The organism is Methylobacterium fujisawaense (assembly GCF_039619325.1).
Classification (GTDB): domain Bacteria; phylum Pseudomonadota; class Alphaproteobacteria; order Rhizobiales; family Beijerinckiaceae; genus Methylobacterium; species Methylobacterium fujisawaense.
In genome coordinates this window covers 6055861-6071386 of the sequence record NZ_CP155000.1, presented here as the reverse complement: position 1 = coordinate 6071386, position 15526 = coordinate 6055861, and the positions used below count along the sequence as shown (strand labels likewise).

Here is a 15526-nt window from a genome sequence, read left to right as displayed (position 1 = left end):
ACCCGTCGGCGCGAGCCGGCGGGTTTTTTTATGACTTGCGCATCGTCATCGCGAGCGGAGCGAAGCGACCCAGGGACACGCGACAGCCTGAGACCGCGCGCTGCCTTGGATTGCTTCGCTCCGCTCGCAATGGACACAGACGCGAAACGCAAGAAGCCGCCCCGGATGAGCCGGGACGGCTTCTCAGACATCGGGAGCGCCGGAACGCCCTTCGATGGATCAGGCGGCGTCGGCGACCTGGCTCGGACCGGAATCCTTGCCGCGGGCCTCGACGTCGCGATCGACGAACTCGATCACGGCCATCGGGGCGTTGTCGCCCTGGCGGAAGCCGGCCTTCATGATGCGGCAATAGCCGCCCGGACGGCCCTTGTAGCGCGGGCCGAGCACGGTGAAGAGCTTCTTGACCATGTCGGCATCGCGCAGCTGCGCCATGGCGAGACGACGGGTGTGAACGCTGTCGATGCGGCCGAGCGTGATCAGCTTCTCCACCACCGGGCGCAGATCCTTGGCCTTCGGCAGGGTCGTGATGATCTGCTCGTGCTTGAGCAGAGCGACCGACATGTTGGCGAACATCGCCTTGCGATGCTCGGCGGTGCGGTTGAAACGGCGGCCGCGATAACCGTGACGCATGGTGCTGGCTTCCTTTTCGTCTCGGCCGCCGTGCCACGGTACGGCCGGGTGCCCCGAAATCGGGGCGGTTGATTCCGCATGACCCTGCGGCGGGATTCTTTCGGGACCTCGCGTCGGCGCGGCGAAGTCCCGGGTCTGGACCGGCCAAACCGACGGCGCCGTACAGCGCCGCCCCGTTCAGCCCGAGGCGGCTTCGCCTCTCAGTAGTGCTCCTCGAAGCGCTTGGCGAGGTCCTCGATGTTCTCCGGCGGCCAGCCGGGGATGTCCATGCCGAGGTGCAGGCCCATGCCGGCGAGCACTTCCTTGATCTCGTTGAGCGACTTGCGGCCGAAGTTCGGGGTCCGCAGCATCTCGCCCTCGGACTTCTGGATGAGGTCGCCGATATAGACGATGTTGTCGTTCTTCAGGCAGTTCGCCGAACGGACCGACAGCTCCAGCTCGTCCACCTTCTTGAGCAGCGCCGGGTTGAAGGGCAGCTGCGGCGCGAGCGGCGCGGCCTCTTCCTTGCGCGGATCCTCGAAGTTCACGAAGACCTGGAGCTGGTCCTGGATGATGCGGGCGGCATAGGCCAGCGCATCCTCCGGCGAGACCGCGCCGTTGGTCTCCACCGTCATGGTGAGCTTGTCCTTGTCGAGATCCTGGCCCTCGCGGGTCGTCTCGACGCGGTAGCTGACCTTGGTGACCGGCGAGAACAGCGAGTCGACCGGGATCAGGCCGATCGGGGCGTCCTCGGGGCGATTGCGCTCGGCCGGGACGTAGCCCTTGCCGGTGGCCACCGTGAACTCCATCCGGATCTCGGCGCCGTCGTCCAGCGTGCAGATCACGAGGTCGGGGTTCAGGATCTGGATGTCGCCGACCGTGCCGATGTCACCGGCCGTGACGAGGCCCGGGCCGGTCTTGCGCAGGGTCATGCGCTTGGGCGCGTCGGTCTGCGAGCGGATGGCGATGGTCTTGATGTTGAGGACGATGTCGGTGACGTCCTCGCGCACGCCGGGGATCGACGAGAACTCGTGCAGCACGCCGTCGATCTGCACCGAGGTCACGGCCGCGCCCTGGAGCGACGACAGGAGCACCCGGCGCAGGGCGTTGCCCAGCGTCGTGCCGAAGCCGCGCTCGAGCGGCTCGGCGACGACGGTCGCGACCCGCTTGGGGTCGTCGCCGGTCGTGACCTGCAGCTTGTTCGGCTTGATCAGTTCCTGCCAATTCTTCTGAATGACCACGATCCTACCTCTCGTCCATGCCCGGGATCCGCGACGCCCGTTCCCGCGCTTCGGCCGTTCGGCGCCGCCCCTTGGCGCCCCGAACGGTCCCTGAATCCGTGTTTGCCGTTACTCGCCGCCGACCCAGAGTGCCGGAACGAAGCTGTATCCCGCCCCGTCCCGATCCACGTAGCCGAGCGCCGGGAATTCGAGATGCGAACCGGCGATGAAGGTCCGCTCGCTCGCCACCGCGTCCATGATCTTCTTGCGCGTCTCCCGCGCCTGATCTCCGTCGACGTCGAAGCCCACACCCGCCTGGGGGTTCTTGAACTGGATCGCCGGCAGGTGCACCACATCCGTCCACATCAACAGCGACTGTCCACCGGAGACGATGCGGAAACCGCAATGGCCCGGCGTATGGCCGGGCAGATGGAGCGCGGTGATGCCGGGCAGAACCTCGCCACCCCGATGCTCCCGCATCCGCTTGGCATAGGGCGCCACGGCTTTCCGGGCGCCCTCGAAATACGGCTTGGCCGCATCCGGCGCCCGCGACAGGGCCTCGTCCGGCAGCCAGTGGGCCGCCTCGTCGGCGTGAACCACGATCTCGGCGTTCGGGTATCGGGCCGCACCGTCCTTCACGAGCCCGCCCACATGGTCGGGATGCAGGTGGGTGACGAGAACGGTTTCGATCTCCTCCGGCTTGACGCCCGTGAGGGCCAGCGCCGCGCCGGCCCGGCCGAGGGTCTCGGCCGGAGCCAGATCGCCATAGCCCGTATCGATCAGCACCGGCTTGCGGCCGGCGCCGGTGATCAGAAAGGCGTTCAGCGTGATCTTGGGCTGCTCGGTGCGGAAGCCCGCCACCTGAAGCCGCCCGGCCTCCTCCTGGGAGATCCCCGTGACGAGATCGAGGCTGGCCTGAAACCAGCCGTCGTTGAGCGCGGTGACCGTAAGGTCGCCGAGGTTCCAACGCAGCACGCCCGGAAGCGGCTTCGATCCCGTCATGAGCTTCTCCGTCAAAAGGCTTCTCCGGCTCGGATCAGACGCGGCGACGCTTGCGCGGCCGGCAGCCGTTGTGCGGGATCGAGGTGACGTCGCGGATCGAGGTCACCGTGAAGCCCGCGGCCTGGAGGGCGCGCAGCGCCGACTCGCGGCCCGAACCGGGACCCGACACCTCGACCTCGAGGGTGCGCATGCCGTGCTCGGCGGCCTTGCGGCCGGCATCCTCGGCGGCAACCTGGGCGGCGTACGGGGTCGACTTCCGCGAGCCCTTGAAGCCCATGGCGCCGGCGGACGACCACGAGATCGTGTTGCCCTGCGCGTCCGTGATGGTGATCATCGTGTTGTTGAACGAGGCGTTCACGTGGGCGACGCCCGACACGATGTTCTTGCGTTCGCGCCGGCGGACGCGTTGCGGTTCCTTAGCCATCTGTTCTCACTCTTCCTTCAGGCACGCCCGTAACACCAGGCGCTCGGGATTCTTCTTGGGACTTGGCCGCTTGGCCCGTGCAGGGCTGGCGAGCCAGGGCCAGGCGCCTCATGGGACGCCCAGCGGGACGGAATGGAGGCCGAGCGAAGCCCGGCCTCCCGATCCCAAAAGATTACTTCTTCTTGCCGGCGATCGGCTTCGCCTTGCCCTTGCGGGTGCGGGCGTTGGTGTGGGTGCGCTGGCCGCGGACCGGCAGCTGCTTGCGGTGACGCAGGCCGCGATAGGCGCCGAGATCCATCAGGCGCTTGATGTTCATCGACACTTCGCGGCGCAGATCGCCTTCGACCAGGTAGTCGCGGTCGATCGTCTCGCGGATCGAGAGAACCTCGGCGTCGGTCAGCTGGTTGACCCGACGTTCGGCGGGGATGTTCACCTTCTGGGTGATCTCCTCGGCCTTCTTGGCGCCGATGCCGTGGATGTACTGAAGCGCGATGACGACGCGCTTGTTGGTCGGGATGTTGACGCCTGCGATACGGGCCACGATCACTCTCCATGTCAGGCCCGGGTGTCCGGGCTGGTGTCGCGCGCGTCCGGTGGAGGCCGGCCCCTGCGCACGTGAAACGACGACGCGGCCCGCGGGCGGCCCTGGACAGGGCACCTCGGACCATCGTTCGGTTGGACGAAGGAGGGCCTGCTAGCGCGCGTGCGGCCCGATGTCAACGACCGTCAGGCATGACCGCGTCCCGTCATGCGCCGCGTGCGGGACCCGGGCCGAGAAGATTGAGGAGCCAAGATGGCGGTTCTGACCAGCGACGGCGCAACGCTCCGGGCCTTCGCCGACTCGGTGTTGCGGGCCGCCGAGGAAACCCTGGACGAGGTCTTGCCGGTGACGCTCGCGGTCATCGGCGGCATCCTCGCCGAAGCGGAGCCCGGCTCCGTGGCGCTTCAGAGCGCGGATGACGGGCCGCCCCTGCTCTGGGCGACCTTCGCCGGGCACCGCATGGTCTTCCGCTACAACCCGATGACGGCGATGATCGAGCTGCGCATCGGCACCGACGAGGGCTACCCGTTCCGCCTGTTCGGCCACCGCTCGCTTCAGATGGATATCGCCAACTTCTTCGGGAGCCTGCGTCGCGAAGGGCGGATCTGATGCATCGTCCCGGGCGCTGCGAGTCGGCAGCCGCGTCTCAGCGGAAGCCCTGGTTCCGCAGCCGGCAATAGCCGCCCATATCCTGATAGCCCGCGGGGCAGCGGCGGGCGCAGGTCCCCGCCACATACTTGAGCGGCGGCCGGCAGGCATGGCGGAAGCGCTTCTGCCCGTACACGAAGGACTGGGCGGGGCTCTGCGCGAAGGCCGGCAGAGGGGGGAGTGCGACCGCGAGGAGGAGCGTCGCGGTGGCGAAGAGGCGGAGGGTCATGGCGATTCCGATCCGGGATGCGCCTCTCAACCCACTGACCACGCCTCGGGTTCACGTCCGCGCGCCACCGAGCGGTCGGCGCGCGGCGATCGACTCAGGAGGCGACGCGCTCCTCGTGCGGCTCCAGCACCGCCATCAGGTCGGCCGTGACCTTGTCGATCGGCTGCATGCCGTCGATGGTCTCCAGCATGCCCTGCTTGGCATAATAGGCCGACAGCGGGGCCGTCTGGGCGCGATAGGCCTCGAGACGCTGCTTGAACACCTCCGGGGTGTCGTCCTTCCGCACCGCCTGGCCGCGGGCCAAGGTCTCGGCGGCCCGCTTCTCGATGCGGCCGACCAGGGCGTTCTCGTCGACCTTCAGCTCGACCACCGCGGAGAGGCCCATCCCCTTGCCGGCCAGCATCGTGCCGAGGGCCTCGGCCTGCGCCACCGTGCGCGGGAAGCCGTCCAGGATGAAGCCGCGGCGGGCATCCGCCTCCTCGATCCGCTCGGCGACGATGCCGACCACGATCCGATCCGAGACGAGACCGCCGGATTCCATCACGGCCTTGGCCTCGAGGCCGATCGGCGTCCCGGCGGCTACGGCCGCGCGAAGCATGTCGCCGGTGGAAAGCTGCGGGATGCCGAAGCGCTGTACGATCCGCTCGGATTGCGTCCCCTTCCCCGCACCGGGCGGCCCGAGCAGAATGATACGCATGGCGTTGTCCTCGTTCGGCCCACTCTCTCTGTGGGCACAAGCCGTGGTGGCGAAGCCTCCCTGGCATCGCCGGGTTCGGGGTCTTCTAGCCGGTCAGGGCCCGACAGGCATCCAGACCTTTGGGCCAGAGGCGGGCGTGTCCTTGGTGACGGCCCGCCTCTGTAGCAGGCTCAGCGCCGGCGTTGCGTGGTCGAGGCGCCACGCAGCTTGGCCTTCTTCACGAGGCCCTCGTACTGATGGGCCATCAGGTGCCCGTGGATCTGCGCCACGGTGTCCATCGTGACCGAGACCACGATCAGCAGCGACGTGCCGCCGAAACCGAGGCTCGCCGCCGCGTAGGACGACAGGATCTCCGGGCACAGGCACACCAGGGTCAGGTACAGGGCGCCGATCACCGTGATGCGGGTCAACACCTTGTCGATGAACGCCGCGGTGCGCTCGCCCGGCCGGATGCCCGGGATGAAGCCGCCATGCTTCTTCAGGTTGTCGGCCGTCTCCTGTGGGTTGAAGACCACCGCGGTGTAGAAGAACGTGAAGAAGATGATCAGCGCCGCGTAGAGCACCATGAACAGCGGGGTGCCGTGGCCGAGATAGGCCGTCACCGTGCCGAGCCAGCCGGTGGCGCCGCCATTGGCCGAGAAGCTCGCGGCGGTCGCCGGCAGCAGCAGAAGCGACGAGGCGAAGATCGGCGGGATCACGCCCGAGGTGTTGAGCTTGAGCGGCAGGAACGAGGTCTGGCCCTCGTACATGCGGTTGCCGACCTGGCGCTTCGGGTAGTTGATCAGGAGGCGGCGCTGGGCGCGCTCCATGAACACGATGAAGTAGACGAGCGCCACGGCGGCGACGCCGACGCCCAAGATGATCGCCGGGGACAGGGCACCGGTGCGTCCGAGTTCCAGCGCGCCCGCGATCGCCACCGGCAGGTGGGCGACGATGCCCGCGAAGATGATCAGCGACGAGCCGTTGCCGATGCCGCGCGAGGTGATCTGCTCGCCGAGCCACATCAGGAACAGGGTGCCGCCGGTGAGCGTGATCACCGTCGAGGCCAGGAAGAACGGTCCCGGATCGATCGCGGCCGAGGAGCCCTGCAGGCCGATGGCGATGCCCCAGGATTGCACCAGCGCCAGCACCACCGTCAGGTAGCGGGTGTACTGGTTGATGACCTTGCGGCCGGACTCACCCTCCTTCTTCAGCGCCTCCAGGCTCGGGATCACCGAGGTCAGGAGCTGCACGATGATCGAGGCCGAGATGTAGGGCATGATGTTCAGGGCGAAGATCGCCATGCGCTCGACCGCGCCGCCCGAGAACATGTTGAACAGGCCCAGCACGCCGCCCGATTGCTGCTGGAAGTTCCGGGCGAACTGCTCCGGGTCGATCCCGGGGATCGGGATGTACGTGCCCAGCCGGAACACCACGAGGGCGCCGAGCGTGAACCAGATGCGCTTCTTCAGCTCATCGGCCTTGGCGATCGCACCGAAATTGAGGTTGGCGGCAAGCTGCTCGGCGGCTGAGGCCATAAGCGTCGCGTCCTGGACATGTCGCCGGGCGGTGGAGCCCGGATGAAACGAAAAACGGCGGCCCGCGTGGTCGCAGGGCCGCCGCTCGAAGGTTCGGCTTAAAGGGTGCGCGGAAACCGTGCAACGGGTCCCGGCGTCGCTCCCGTCAGGCCGTCGCCGCCTCGCTGCCGCCGCGGGTGGAAGCACCCTGGGCGTAAACGACGGTGACCGAGCCGCCGGCCTTCTCGACCGCCTCGACGGCGGACTTGGAGGCGCGGGTGACCTCGAAGCTGAGCTTCGCGGTGAGCTCGCCGACGCCGAGCAGCTTCACGCCGTCGCGGGGACGGGCGATGAGGCCGGCGGCGACCAGGCTCTCCACCGTCACGGTGGCGGCCTTGTCGAGCTTGCCCGCGTCGACAGCCTCCTGGATCCGGCCGAGGTTCACCTCGTTCAGGTCCTGGGCGTAGAGGTTGTTGAAGCCGCGCTTCGGCAGGCGCCGATGCAGCGGCATCTGACCGCCCTCGAAGCCCTTGATGGACACGCCGGTCCGGGCCTTCTGACCCTTCACGCCGCGGCCCGCGGTCTTGCCCTTGCCGGAGCCGATGCCCCGGCCGACGCGCATCCGGTCCTTGGTGGCGCCGGGATTGTCGCTGATCTGGTTGAGCTTCATCGGGACCTCCTCACGCCACGTCGCCGTGGACGCGCACGAGGTGCGCAACCTTGCGGATCATGCCGCGCACGGAGGGGGTATCCTCCAGCTCGGACACGCGGTGGAGCTTGTTGAGCTTCAGGCCGATCAGCGTCGCGCGCTGGCTGGCCTCGCGGCGGATCGGCGAACCGATCTGCTCGATGCGGAGAGTCTTCTGTGCCATCGGACCCTCCCCTTACGCGACCGCGGCTTCGGACTGGTCGGCCGGGTCGGCATCGCGGCGGCGCGACTGGAGGGTCGACACCTTGATGCCGCGGCGGGCCGCCACGGAGCGCGGGCTGTCCTCGTTCTTGAGCGCCTCGAAGGTGGCGCGCACGAGGTTGTAGGGGTTCGAGGACCCCAGCGACTTGGCGACGACGTCCTGCATGCCGAGGGTCTCGAACACGGCGCGCATCGGGCCGCCGGCGATGATGCCGGTACCCTGCGGAGCCGCGCGGAGGATCACCTTGCCGGCGCCGTGGCGGCCGTTGACGTCGTGGTGCAGGGTCCGGCCCTCGCGGAGCGAGACGCGGATCAGGCCGCGCTTGGCGGCCTCGGTCGCCTTGCGGATGGCCTCCGGCACCTCACGGGCCTTGCCGTGGCCGAAGCCGACGCGGCCCTTCTGGTCGCCGACGACGACGAGGGCTGCGAAGCCGAAGCGACGGCCGCCCTTCACCACCTTGGCGACGCGGTTGATGTGGACGAGCTTGTCCACGAACTCGCTGTCGCGCTCCTCGCGATCATCGCGGCGGCCGCGGCCCCCGCCTTCTCGTTCACGTGCCATTGCTTTACCCGTTCATCTCACTGGCGCAGGCGGCGGGCCTGCTCGCTCGATTGCTTCGAATGCCGGACATGCACCGCACGTCCGGCCCGCCGTCGTTCAACGATCCCGATCGGGGCCGCCGGCGGCGGATGCGCCGCCAGCGAGGTCCCTAAGATCAGAACTCCAGGCCACCCTCGCGGGCGGCCTCGGCCACGGCCGCGACACGGCCATGGTAGATGTAGCCGGAGCGGTCGAAGATCACCTTCGTGACGCCCGCGGCCTTGGCGCGCTCGGCGACCAGCTTGCCCACCGCCTTGGCGGCGGCGACGTCGGCGCCGGTCTTGAGTTCGCCCTTGAGGGCCTTGTCGATCGACGAGGCCGCGGCCAGCGTCTTGCCGGCGACGTCGTCGATGACCTGCACGTAGATCTGCTTCGACGAGCGGAACACCGAGAGCCGCGGGCGGCCGTTGGCGGCGGCCCGCAGCGCGCGGCGGACGCGCGCCTTGCGGCGATCGAGGGCTTCGAGCTTGCGAGACATGATGCCCTCCTTACTTCTTCTTGCCTTCCTTGCGGAAGATGAACTCGCCCGCGTACTTCACGCCCTTGCCCTTGTAGGGCTCAGGTCCGCGGTAATCGCGGATCTCGGCGGCGACCTGACCGACCTGCTGGCGGTTGATCCCGGAGATCGTGATCTCGGTGGGCTTCGGGGTAGCGATCGTGATCCCCGTGGGGATCGCGTATTCGATGTCGTGGCTGTAGCCGAGCGACAGCTTGAGGGCCTTGCCGGCCATCGCGGCGCGATAGCCGACGCCGGTGATCTCGAGCTTCTTCTCGAAGCCCTTCGACACACCCTCGGCGATGTTGGCGATCTGCGCCCGCGACGTGCCCCACAGGGAGCGCGCCGGCTTGGACTGGTTGACGGGCTGCACCTCGATGGCGCCGTCCTTCATCGCCACGGCGACGAGCGACGGGACGTCGTAGGACAGTTCGCCCTTCGAACCCTTCATCTTCACCGTCTGACCGGTGACCGTGGCGGTAACGCCAGCCGGCACGGGGACCGGCTTCTTGCCTACGCGAGACATGGGATAACCTCCTTATGTCCCGATCAGAACACGGTGCAGAGCACTTCACCGCCGACGTTGCGCTCGCGCGCCTCGTGATCGGCCATGACGCCCTGCGGGGTGGAGACGATGGTGACGCCGAGGCCGTCGGCCACGTGCGGCAGCTCGCCGACGGACGAGTAGACCCGGCGGCCGGGCTTCGAGACGCGCTTGATCTCGCGGATCACCGGGCGCCCGTCGTAGTACTTGAGCTCGATGGCGAACTCGGTGCGGCCGTTGCCGAGGTCCGTCGCCGCGTAATCGCGGATGTAGCCCTCGGCCTTCAGGACGTCGAGGACGCTGGCACGCAGTCGCGAGCCGGGCGTCTGAACGACGTTGCGACGGCGCAGCTGGCCGTTGCGGATGCGGGTGAGCATGTCGCCCACGGGATCGTTGACCATGGGGACCTCCTTACCAGCTCGACTTGACCAGGCCGGGGATCAGGCCCCGGTTGCCAAGCTCGCGCAGCGCCACGCGCGAGATGCCCATCTTGCGGTAATAGGCGCGCGGGCGGCCGGTCATGCCGCAGCGATTGCGGATGCGGGTGGCCGACGAGTTGCGCGGCAGTTCCGCGAGCTTGAGGCGCGCCTCGAAGCGCTCCTCCATCTCGAGGGCTTCGTTGTTGGCGATCTCGAGGAGCGCCTTCCGCTTGGCCGCGAAGCGCTTCACCAGCGCCTTGCGAGCCTCATTCTTCTCGACTGAGCTTTTCTTCGACATGTGGTCTATCTCCGGTGTCCGCGTCTGAAGCCCGAGAGCTTCACTGCCGGAACGGGAACTTGAAGGCGGCGAGCAGGGCCTTGGCCTCGGCATCGGTCTTGGCGGTGGTCGCCACGACGATGTCCATGCCCCAGGTCTGCTCGGCCTTGTCGTAGGAGATCTCCGGGAACACGAGGTGCTCCTTGAGACCGAGGGCGTAGTTGCCGCGGCCGTCGAACGAGCGCGGGTTCAGGCCGCGGAAGTCACGCACGCGCGGCAGCGCGATGGTGATCAGCCGGTCCATGAACTCGTACATGCGCTGCTTGCGCAGGGTCACCTTGCAGCCGATCGGCATGCCCTCGCGGACCTTGAAGGTCGCGATGGCCTTGCGGGCCCGGGTGATGACCGGCTTCTGGCCGGCGATCAGGGCGAGGTCGCCCGCCGCCACCGAGGCCTTCTTCGAGTCCGCGGTGGACTCGCCGACGCCCATGTTGATCACGATCTTGGTGATCTGCGGCACTTCCATGGGGTTCTTGTAGCCGAACTCTTCGATCAGCTTCTGGCGAACCACCTCGTCGTAGTGCTTGCGCAGGCGCGGGGTGTAGGCGTTCTTGTCGGCCTCAGCCATCGATCTGATCCCCCGTGGTCTTGGCGAACCGGACCTTGCGCCCGTCTTCGAGGATGCGGAAACCCACGCGGGTCGGCTTGCCGTTGGCATCCGCGACCGCGATGTTCGAGAGCTGGATGGCGGCCTCCTTGGAGATGATGCCGCCTTCCTGGTTCTGGGTCTGCTTCTGGTGCTTCTTGACCAGGTTGATGCCGCGCACGAAAGCCCGGCCTTCCTTCGGCAGAACCTGGATCACCTCGCCCGACCGGCCCGAATCACGGCCGGTGAGCACGACGACCTTGTCGCCCTTCTTGATCTTGGCAGCCATTACAGCACCTCCGGAGCCAGGGAGATGATCTTCATGTGGTTGCGGGCGCGGAGCTCGCGCGGAACCGGTCCGAAGATACGGGTGCCGATCGGCTCCTTCTGATTGTTGATCAGGACCGCGGCGTTCTTGTCGAAGCGGATAACCGAACCGTCGGCACGCTTCACGTCCTTGGCGGTGCGAACGACGACCGCCTTCATGACGTCGCCCTTCTTGACGCGACCGCGCGGGATCGCCTCCTTGACGGAGACGACGATCACGTCGCCCACGCCGGCATACTTGCGCTTCGACCCGCCGAGAACCTTGATGCACATCACACGGCGTGCACCCGAGTTGTCGGCGACGTCCAGATTCGTCTGCATCTGGATCACGTGCGTGACTCCTTGTTTCAGGCGGGTTTCCGCACACGGACGGTATTGCCCGGCGGACGACGCCTGATGGGAACCTGATGTCCCCGGCTCATGTGTTCGACCGCGCTGGCGGTGTCGCAAGGACACCGGCGCGGTCACCGCGTTCACAGGGTGCGAGCACCCATCGGAATGTCGCGAAGGCCGGGCGGATACTACGGGCCGCCCCGGATGGCAAGCGGAGCGGCGCGAAATCGTCGGCGGCGCATGGCTGGATTGACCCGATGCACGGCCTGGTTCCAGCCGGCGCCCGTCAAGAGGCCGCGTCGCATGGGGATCGTCGGCGCGCCCCGATTCGGCCTCGCGCGCACGACTCGCTGCGGATGCGTCATGCGGGCCGGCGTGCCTCTCAAAACGCGACGACCGGCGCGCCTCTCGGCGCACCGGTCGCTGAGCGCTCGGGCGAGACTCAGGCGGGCTGGCCGCCTGATTCGAACAGGAAGCCGTCGAGGCTCGGGATCGTCACCGACGCGCCGCTCGCGGGCTTCGACAGGCGCCAGGGCCGCTCCGAGCGGGCGCGGATCGCTTCGGAGGGGCGGAGCCGCCGCATGAGACCGTCCTCGCCGACCTCCTCGATCGCCAGGAATCCGTAGACCTGAAGCCGGGAGGCCGTCAGTTTCGTCCCGCGATCCTCGGCGGCGACGACCATGCTGCCGGTGGCGTAGACGGCATCGAGCAGGGACCGCTGCTCGCTGCGCCGGCGGCTGCGTGCCTCCCACTCGCCCGGTGCCTGGGCGGGAATGGCCCGCCGGAACGGAACGACGTTGCTGACCGCGACGCAACCCATACGCAAAACCCTTGACGCAGACCCGCGGCGGCACACGGGCCGCCCGTTGATCGCGACAATTCGATGGATCGCTTTAATTCTCCGTAGACCCTGCCGGCGCCCCCCTGCCCCGATCCGGTACGTCCCCTCCGGCAACCCGGCAGGATTTGCCGGCTTGCCCGCGTCCGGGGCGGGGTCCTCACGGCGGCCGCACCGGCCGTCAACGGGCCTCCTCTCATCTCCGCCGGATGGCTTCGGCCCCTCTGGGCTGCCTCCTCCCCCCGACAGCGGAGTGGGACGCATCGCGTGACGGTTTCGGCGGGAGACCGTTTCATCGCCGGCCGAATCCGAGGTCGCGGCCATCGTTCGATCCGGCACGACGGGCGACCCAGGGGCCTGCTCCGGTCAGGATGGCCTCAGCCGAGATGCGCCTTCGGTCGCGAGCGGCGCCGCACGAGCCGCGCGGCGAGCCTGTCGAGGGCGACGCACAGGCCCGCGTAGAGGGCGCCGACGAACAGGAAGATCTCGGCCGGGTAGACCATGGTGCGGTTGTTCACCTGGGTGGCCACGAAGGACAGCTCGGGCACGCCGATCACGTAGGCGAGCGAGGTGTCCTTGATGAGCGTGGTCCATTGATTGACGAAGGACGGCACCATGGCCCTGAGCGCCTGTGGCAGGACGATGAAGCGCAGCACCGGCCAGCGGCCGAAGCCGAGGGCGAGGCCCGCCTCCCACTGGCCGTGGCCGATGCTCTCGATCCCGGCCGCCACCCCGTACGAGAGATAGGCCCCGCCGACGAGCGCCAGGGTCGCCGCCACGGTGCCGATCTCCGGAACCGATACGCCGAACAGGATCGGCAGCAGGAAGTAGCTCCAGAAGATCAGCATCACGATCGGCACGGCGCGGAAGACGCCGAGCCCGATGGTCAGAGCGACGCGGGACGGCCCCGCGCTCATCGCCAGGGCGATGCCCAGGACGAGACCCAGCAGGGCCGAGGCGAGGCCGGACAGGCCGGAGAGGATCAGCGTCAGCGCCAGCCCGCCGACCGGGCCCCTGGGCCAGGCGCCGAGCAGCAGGTAGCCGAGATTGTCGGTGATGATCGCAGGGTTCATCGGCGCGGTCCCGGAGCCGCGGCGCGGCGGGCCACCGCCTGCCCCGCCGCCTCGACCAGGGCGACCGCGCCCACATAGAGCAGCGTCGCGATGCCGAAGGCCTGGAAGGTCTTGAAGGTCTCGGTCTCCACCTGCCGGGACGCGTAGGACAGCTCCGCGAGGCCGATCGTCATGGTGAGGGCGGTGTTCTTGATCGTGTTGAGGTACTGGCCGACGATCGGCAGCCAAGCGACGCGCAGGGCCTGTGGCAGGACGATGTGGCGGAAGGCCTGGACCGGCGTCAGGCCAAGGGCGATGGCCGCCTCCCGCTGGCCGGGGCGGACACCGTTGACGCCTGCCCGGCCCTCCTCGGCGATGTAGGCGCCCGCATAGACGGTGAGGCCGAAGAATCCGGCCAGGGTCTCGTAGGCCGGCCAATGGACGGCGCCGAATCCCAGATCGAGGGCGTGCGGCGTGTTCAACCAGGTTGTCGCGCCGCTCGGCAACAGGGCTGCGCCCACGAAGTACCAGATGAAGAGCTGCACCAGCAGCGGCGTGTTCCGGACGATCCCGACGAAGCCGGCCACTGCCCGCCCGGCCGCGGCGCCGCCCGCTTCCCGCAGGCAGCACGCCGCGAGACCCACCCCGGTGCCGGCGAGGCACACGGCCGCCGAGAGGGCCAGGGTGAGTTCGAAGCCTTGGATCAGCCAGACGAGGTAGCGAGGCGCCAACAGGTCGCCGAAGAGCTGGCCCATCGCCGCCCGGCCTCGGCTAGTTGCGGTCGCCGATTCGGAACAGGCGCGGCAGCGGCTGCTCGGTGTTCGGGCCGAACCAGCGATCGTAGATCTGTGCCGCCTTGCCGCGCGCCTCCAACTCGCGCAGCGCCTCGTTCACGAGATCCCGAAGCCGGCCCTCGCCCTTCGGGATGCCGACGCCGATATAGTCGTTGGAGACGCTGAAGGGCGGGATCTCGTAATTCTGCCGGTCCGGCACCTTCGCCAGCAGCCCGACGAGCTTCGGCCCGTCCTGCGTGATCGCCTGGACGTTGCCGTTGCGCAGGGCCGTGAAGGCGAAGGGCGTGTCATCGAAGGCGACCACCGTCGCCTTCGGGAAGTCGCGGCGCAGCACGATCTCGTTGGTGGTGCCCCTGTCGACGCCGATGCGCAGGCCGTTGAGCTGATCGGGGGACGACAGCGTGCCCTTCTTGGTCAGGAACTGCTGGCCGGACGCGAAGTAGGGGATGCTGAAGTCGAGTTGCTTGCCCCGCTCCCTCGTGATCGTGAAGTTCGCCAGAACCAGATCGACTTTGCCGGAGATCAGCAGCGGGATCCGATTCGCCGGGTTGGTGGGACGCAGTTCGACCTTTACGCCGAGCTTGTCGGCGATGGCCTGGGCGTAATCGACATCGAGTCCGGCAATCTGCAGGGTCCCGCGATCAACGAAGCCGAAGGGCGGATTGCTGTCGAAGACGGCCACCCGGAGAACGCCGGCCTTCCGGATGTCGTCGAGCCTGTCGGCCTGAGCTGCACCCACCGAACAAAGGATTGCCAGGGCGAGAGCGAAGAGGCGGCGCACGCGAATCTCCATTGGACAGAGCGGTGACAAAAATTCGGGCCGTTCACGGACGACGAAAGATTTTCGGTGCCGGGTGCAAGACGATCTCCGGTCCGGAGAAGACGATCGGAGCGGTCTGTCCCGATCCTCCGCATCATTCTCTGAAAGCCGCAATCCGATCAACGGACCGGATTTCCGTTTTTCACCGGGTCATCAGCACAGCGTGCTGGGGACGCGTGGAGAAAGGCGGTGGATGTTCTTCTTGCACCGGCAGGAAGAGTCGCGTGATCTTGCCCGGAATCTGCCGCGGGTTGATGCCATCGCGGATCGAGCGCGGGGGCGGCCAAGGTTGACGGTCCGGTGATGCGGTGAGGGTTGTGTACGCGCGGACGGGGATTCCGCGCCTTGACCGATCCTTAACCTCCGGCGCGGTGCAGTTTTCTGCCGCCAACGCATTGACCTGCGGGACAACCGCGGCTAGAAGCGCGCCACTTCGGACGGCCATCGGCTGCCGACGGCCCTTGGGCATACCCCCTTGACGCCGCCGCCATCGCCCCGCGCGCTCCGAGGGTTCAAATCGCCTGACGCTTAAGTCAGATCCGTAGGTATGAGCGCGTTCGTTTCGGGCGTGCTCCTCTGCCCACACCGCGCCGAGGGTCCGTG

23 protein-coding genes are annotated in these 15526 nt (G+C 68.0%); 1 reads left to right on the top strand and 22 read right to left on the bottom strand.

What is annotated here, in order from left to right:
- Nucleotides 1-219: 219 nt before the first annotated feature.
- From rplQ to rpsM, 5 genes are all read right to left on the bottom strand, one after another.
- Complete coding sequence (gene rplQ / locus ABC766_RS28875; protein ID WP_342144361.1) at nucleotides 220-630, bottom strand: 50S ribosomal protein L17; 411 nt, start codon at nucleotides 628-630, stop codon at nucleotides 220-222.
- A gap of 200 nt (nucleotides 631-830) precedes the next feature.
- The gene (locus ABC766_RS28870) at nucleotides 831-1850 is read right to left on the bottom strand and encodes a DNA-directed RNA polymerase subunit alpha (protein WP_010686165.1); all 1020 of its coding nucleotides are present in this window, start codon (nucleotides 1848-1850) and stop codon (nucleotides 831-833) included.
- Between the two features lie 108 nt (nucleotides 1851-1958).
- The gene (locus ABC766_RS28865) at nucleotides 1959-2831 is read right to left on the bottom strand and encodes an MBL fold metallo-hydrolase (protein WP_043355054.1); all 873 of its coding nucleotides are present in this window, start codon (nucleotides 2829-2831) and stop codon (nucleotides 1959-1961) included.
- 34 nt (nucleotides 2832-2865) lie between these two features.
- Entirely contained in the window at nucleotides 2866-3255 is a 390-nt protein-coding gene (gene rpsK, locus ABC766_RS28860) for a 30S ribosomal protein S11 (RefSeq protein ID WP_010686167.1), read from the bottom strand.
- 172 nt (nucleotides 3256-3427) lie between these two features.
- Nucleotides 3428-3796, bottom strand: a complete 369-nt coding sequence (rpsM, locus tag ABC766_RS28855; RefSeq protein ID WP_010686168.1) for a 30S ribosomal protein S13 — start codon at nucleotides 3794-3796, stop codon at nucleotides 3428-3430.
- Nucleotides 3797-4048: 252 nt separating this feature from the next.
- Here rpsM and ABC766_RS28850 point away from each other — a divergent pair, with 252 nt between their 5' ends.
- Complete coding sequence (locus tag ABC766_RS28850) at nucleotides 4049-4405, top strand: hypothetical protein (RefSeq protein ID WP_043355044.1); 357 nt, start codon at nucleotides 4049-4051, stop codon at nucleotides 4403-4405.
- A 37-nt stretch (nucleotides 4406-4442) separates the two neighbouring features.
- On the opposite strand, the gene ABC766_RS28845 is transcribed toward ABC766_RS28850, so the two are convergent.
- From ABC766_RS28845 to ABC766_RS28765, 17 genes are all read right to left on the bottom strand, one after another.
- Nucleotides 4443-4673 (bottom strand): hypothetical protein, encoded by a 231-nt coding sequence (locus ABC766_RS28845; protein ID WP_043757447.1) that lies wholly within the window; start codon nucleotides 4671-4673, stop codon nucleotides 4443-4445.
- 94 nt (nucleotides 4674-4767) lie between these two features.
- Nucleotides 4768-5370 (bottom strand): adenylate kinase, encoded by a 603-nt coding sequence (locus tag ABC766_RS28840; protein WP_043355040.1) that lies wholly within the window; start codon nucleotides 5368-5370, stop codon nucleotides 4768-4770.
- Nucleotides 5371-5540: 170 nt separating this feature from the next.
- Nucleotides 5541-6887: a preprotein translocase subunit SecY gene (gene secY / locus ABC766_RS28835; protein ID WP_043387379.1), complete on the bottom strand. Its 1347-nt coding sequence runs from the start codon at nucleotides 6885-6887 to the stop codon at nucleotides 5541-5543.
- Nucleotides 6888-7032: 145 nt separating this feature from the next.
- A complete protein-coding gene (gene rplO, locus ABC766_RS28830) occupies nucleotides 7033-7536 on the bottom strand; it encodes a 50S ribosomal protein L15 (RefSeq protein ID WP_043355037.1) in 504 nt (167 codons plus the stop codon).
- Between the two features lie 10 nt (nucleotides 7537-7546).
- Complete coding sequence (gene rpmD / locus ABC766_RS28825) at nucleotides 7547-7738, bottom strand: 50S ribosomal protein L30 (RefSeq protein ID WP_043355035.1); 192 nt, start codon at nucleotides 7736-7738, stop codon at nucleotides 7547-7549.
- Nucleotides 7739-7750: 12 nt separating this feature from the next.
- The gene (gene rpsE / locus ABC766_RS28820; protein WP_043355033.1) at nucleotides 7751-8338 is read right to left on the bottom strand and encodes a 30S ribosomal protein S5; all 588 of its coding nucleotides are present in this window, start codon (nucleotides 8336-8338) and stop codon (nucleotides 7751-7753) included.
- Between the two features lie 154 nt (nucleotides 8339-8492).
- Nucleotides 8493-8855, bottom strand: a complete 363-nt coding sequence (rplR, locus tag ABC766_RS28815) for a 50S ribosomal protein L18 (RefSeq protein ID WP_010686176.1) — start codon at nucleotides 8853-8855, stop codon at nucleotides 8493-8495.
- A 10-nt stretch (nucleotides 8856-8865) separates the two neighbouring features.
- Nucleotides 8866-9399 (bottom strand): 50S ribosomal protein L6, encoded by a 534-nt coding sequence (gene rplF, locus ABC766_RS28810; protein WP_043387380.1) that lies wholly within the window; start codon nucleotides 9397-9399, stop codon nucleotides 8866-8868.
- A 23-nt stretch (nucleotides 9400-9422) separates the two neighbouring features.
- Nucleotides 9423-9818 carry a 30S ribosomal protein S8 gene (rpsH, locus tag ABC766_RS28805; protein ID WP_012319176.1) on the bottom strand — a complete coding sequence of 132 codons (396 nt, stop codon included), beginning with the start codon at nucleotides 9816-9818 and terminating at the stop codon, nucleotides 9423-9425.
- A 10-nt stretch (nucleotides 9819-9828) separates the two neighbouring features.
- Complete coding sequence (gene rpsN, locus ABC766_RS28800) at nucleotides 9829-10134, bottom strand: 30S ribosomal protein S14 (RefSeq protein ID WP_043387382.1); 306 nt, start codon at nucleotides 10132-10134, stop codon at nucleotides 9829-9831.
- A 40-nt stretch (nucleotides 10135-10174) separates the two neighbouring features.
- Nucleotides 10175-10741, bottom strand: coding sequence for a 50S ribosomal protein L5 (rplE, locus tag ABC766_RS28795; protein WP_043348261.1), 567 nt, complete (start codon nucleotides 10739-10741; stop codon nucleotides 10175-10177).
- Nucleotides 10734-11048, bottom strand: a complete 315-nt coding sequence (gene rplX / locus ABC766_RS28790; RefSeq protein WP_012319178.1) for a 50S ribosomal protein L24 — start codon at nucleotides 11046-11048, stop codon at nucleotides 10734-10736. Before rplX ends, rplE begins: the two co-directional genes overlap by 8 nt.
- On the bottom strand, nucleotides 11048-11416 hold the full coding sequence (gene rplN / locus ABC766_RS28785; RefSeq protein WP_010686182.1) for a 50S ribosomal protein L14: 369 nt from the start codon (nucleotides 11414-11416) through the stop codon (nucleotides 11048-11050). The genes rplX and rplN overlap by 1 nt, the downstream gene beginning before the upstream one ends.
- Nucleotides 11417-11861: 445 nt before the next feature.
- Nucleotides 11862-12239, bottom strand: a complete 378-nt coding sequence (locus ABC766_RS28780) for a hypothetical protein (protein ID WP_043348264.1) — start codon at nucleotides 12237-12239, stop codon at nucleotides 11862-11864.
- A gap of 395 nt (nucleotides 12240-12634) precedes the next feature.
- Nucleotides 12635-13330 (bottom strand): amino acid ABC transporter permease, encoded by a 696-nt coding sequence (locus tag ABC766_RS28775; protein WP_345820055.1) that lies wholly within the window; start codon nucleotides 13328-13330, stop codon nucleotides 12635-12637.
- Nucleotides 13327-14064: an amino acid ABC transporter permease gene (locus ABC766_RS28770; protein ID WP_345820054.1), complete on the bottom strand. Its 738-nt coding sequence runs from the start codon at nucleotides 14062-14064 to the stop codon at nucleotides 13327-13329. Before ABC766_RS28770 ends, ABC766_RS28775 begins: the two co-directional genes overlap by 4 nt.
- Nucleotides 14065-14080: 16 nt before the next feature.
- Nucleotides 14081-14884 (bottom strand): ABC transporter substrate-binding protein, encoded by an 804-nt coding sequence (locus tag ABC766_RS28765; RefSeq protein WP_345820053.1) that lies wholly within the window; start codon nucleotides 14882-14884, stop codon nucleotides 14081-14083.
- Nucleotides 14885-15526 lie beyond the last annotated feature (642 nt).

Excerpts from the sequence above, each read along its gene's own strand:
- rplQ (WP_342144361.1), bottom strand. The coding sequence starts at position 630 with ATGCGTCACGGTTATCGCGGCCGCCGTTTCAACCGCACCGCCGAGCAT.
- ABC766_RS28865 (WP_043355054.1), bottom strand. The coding sequence starts at position 2,831 with ATGACGGGATCGAAGCCGCTTCCGGGCGTGCTGCGTTGGAACCTCGGC.
- rpsK (WP_010686167.1), bottom strand. The coding sequence starts at position 3,255 with ATGGCTAAGGAACCGCAACGCGTCCGCCGGCGCGAACGCAAGAACATC.
- ABC766_RS28850 (WP_043355044.1), top strand. The coding sequence starts at position 4,049 with ATGGCGGTTCTGACCAGCGACGGCGCAACGCTCCGGGCCTTCGCCGAC.
- ABC766_RS28845 (WP_043757447.1), bottom strand. The coding sequence starts at position 4,673 with ATGACCCTCCGCCTCTTCGCCACCGCGACGCTCCTCCTCGCGGTCGCA.
- ABC766_RS28840 (WP_043355040.1), bottom strand. The coding sequence starts at position 5,370 with ATGCGTATCATTCTGCTCGGGCCGCCCGGTGCGGGGAAGGGGACGCAA.
- secY (WP_043387379.1), bottom strand. The coding sequence starts at position 6,887 with ATGGCCTCAGCCGCCGAGCAGCTTGCCGCCAACCTCAATTTCGGTGCG.
- rplO (WP_043355037.1), bottom strand. The coding sequence starts at position 7,536 with ATGAAGCTCAACCAGATCAGCGACAATCCCGGCGCCACCAAGGACCGG.
- rpmD (WP_043355035.1), bottom strand. The coding sequence starts at position 7,738 with ATGGCACAGAAGACTCTCCGCATCGAGCAGATCGGTTCGCCGATCCGC.
- rpsE (WP_043355033.1), bottom strand. The coding sequence starts at position 8,338 with ATGGCACGTGAACGAGAAGGCGGGGGCCGCGGCCGCCGCGATGATCGC.
- rplR (WP_010686176.1), bottom strand. The coding sequence starts at position 8,855 with ATGTCTCGCAAGCTCGAAGCCCTCGATCGCCGCAAGGCGCGCGTCCGC.
- rplF (WP_043387380.1), bottom strand. The coding sequence starts at position 9,399 with ATGTCTCGCGTAGGCAAGAAGCCGGTCCCCGTGCCGGCTGGCGTTACC.
- rpsH (WP_012319176.1), bottom strand. The coding sequence starts at position 9,818 with ATGGTCAACGATCCCGTGGGCGACATGCTCACCCGCATCCGCAACGGC.
- rpsN (WP_043387382.1), bottom strand. The coding sequence starts at position 10,134 with ATGTCGAAGAAAAGCTCAGTCGAGAAGAATGAGGCTCGCAAGGCGCTG.
- rplE (WP_043348261.1), bottom strand. The coding sequence starts at position 10,741 with ATGGCTGAGGCCGACAAGAACGCCTACACCCCGCGCCTGCGCAAGCAC.
- rplX (WP_012319178.1), bottom strand. The coding sequence starts at position 11,048 with ATGGCTGCCAAGATCAAGAAGGGCGACAAGGTCGTCGTGCTCACCGGC.
- ABC766_RS28780 (WP_043348264.1), bottom strand. The coding sequence starts at position 12,239 with ATGGGTTGCGTCGCGGTCAGCAACGTCGTTCCGTTCCGGCGGGCCATT.
- ABC766_RS28775 (WP_345820055.1), bottom strand. The coding sequence starts at position 13,330 with ATGAACCCTGCGATCATCACCGACAATCTCGGCTACCTGCTGCTCGGC.
- ABC766_RS28770 (WP_345820054.1), bottom strand. The coding sequence starts at position 14,064 with ATGGGCCAGCTCTTCGGCGACCTGTTGGCGCCTCGCTACCTCGTCTGG.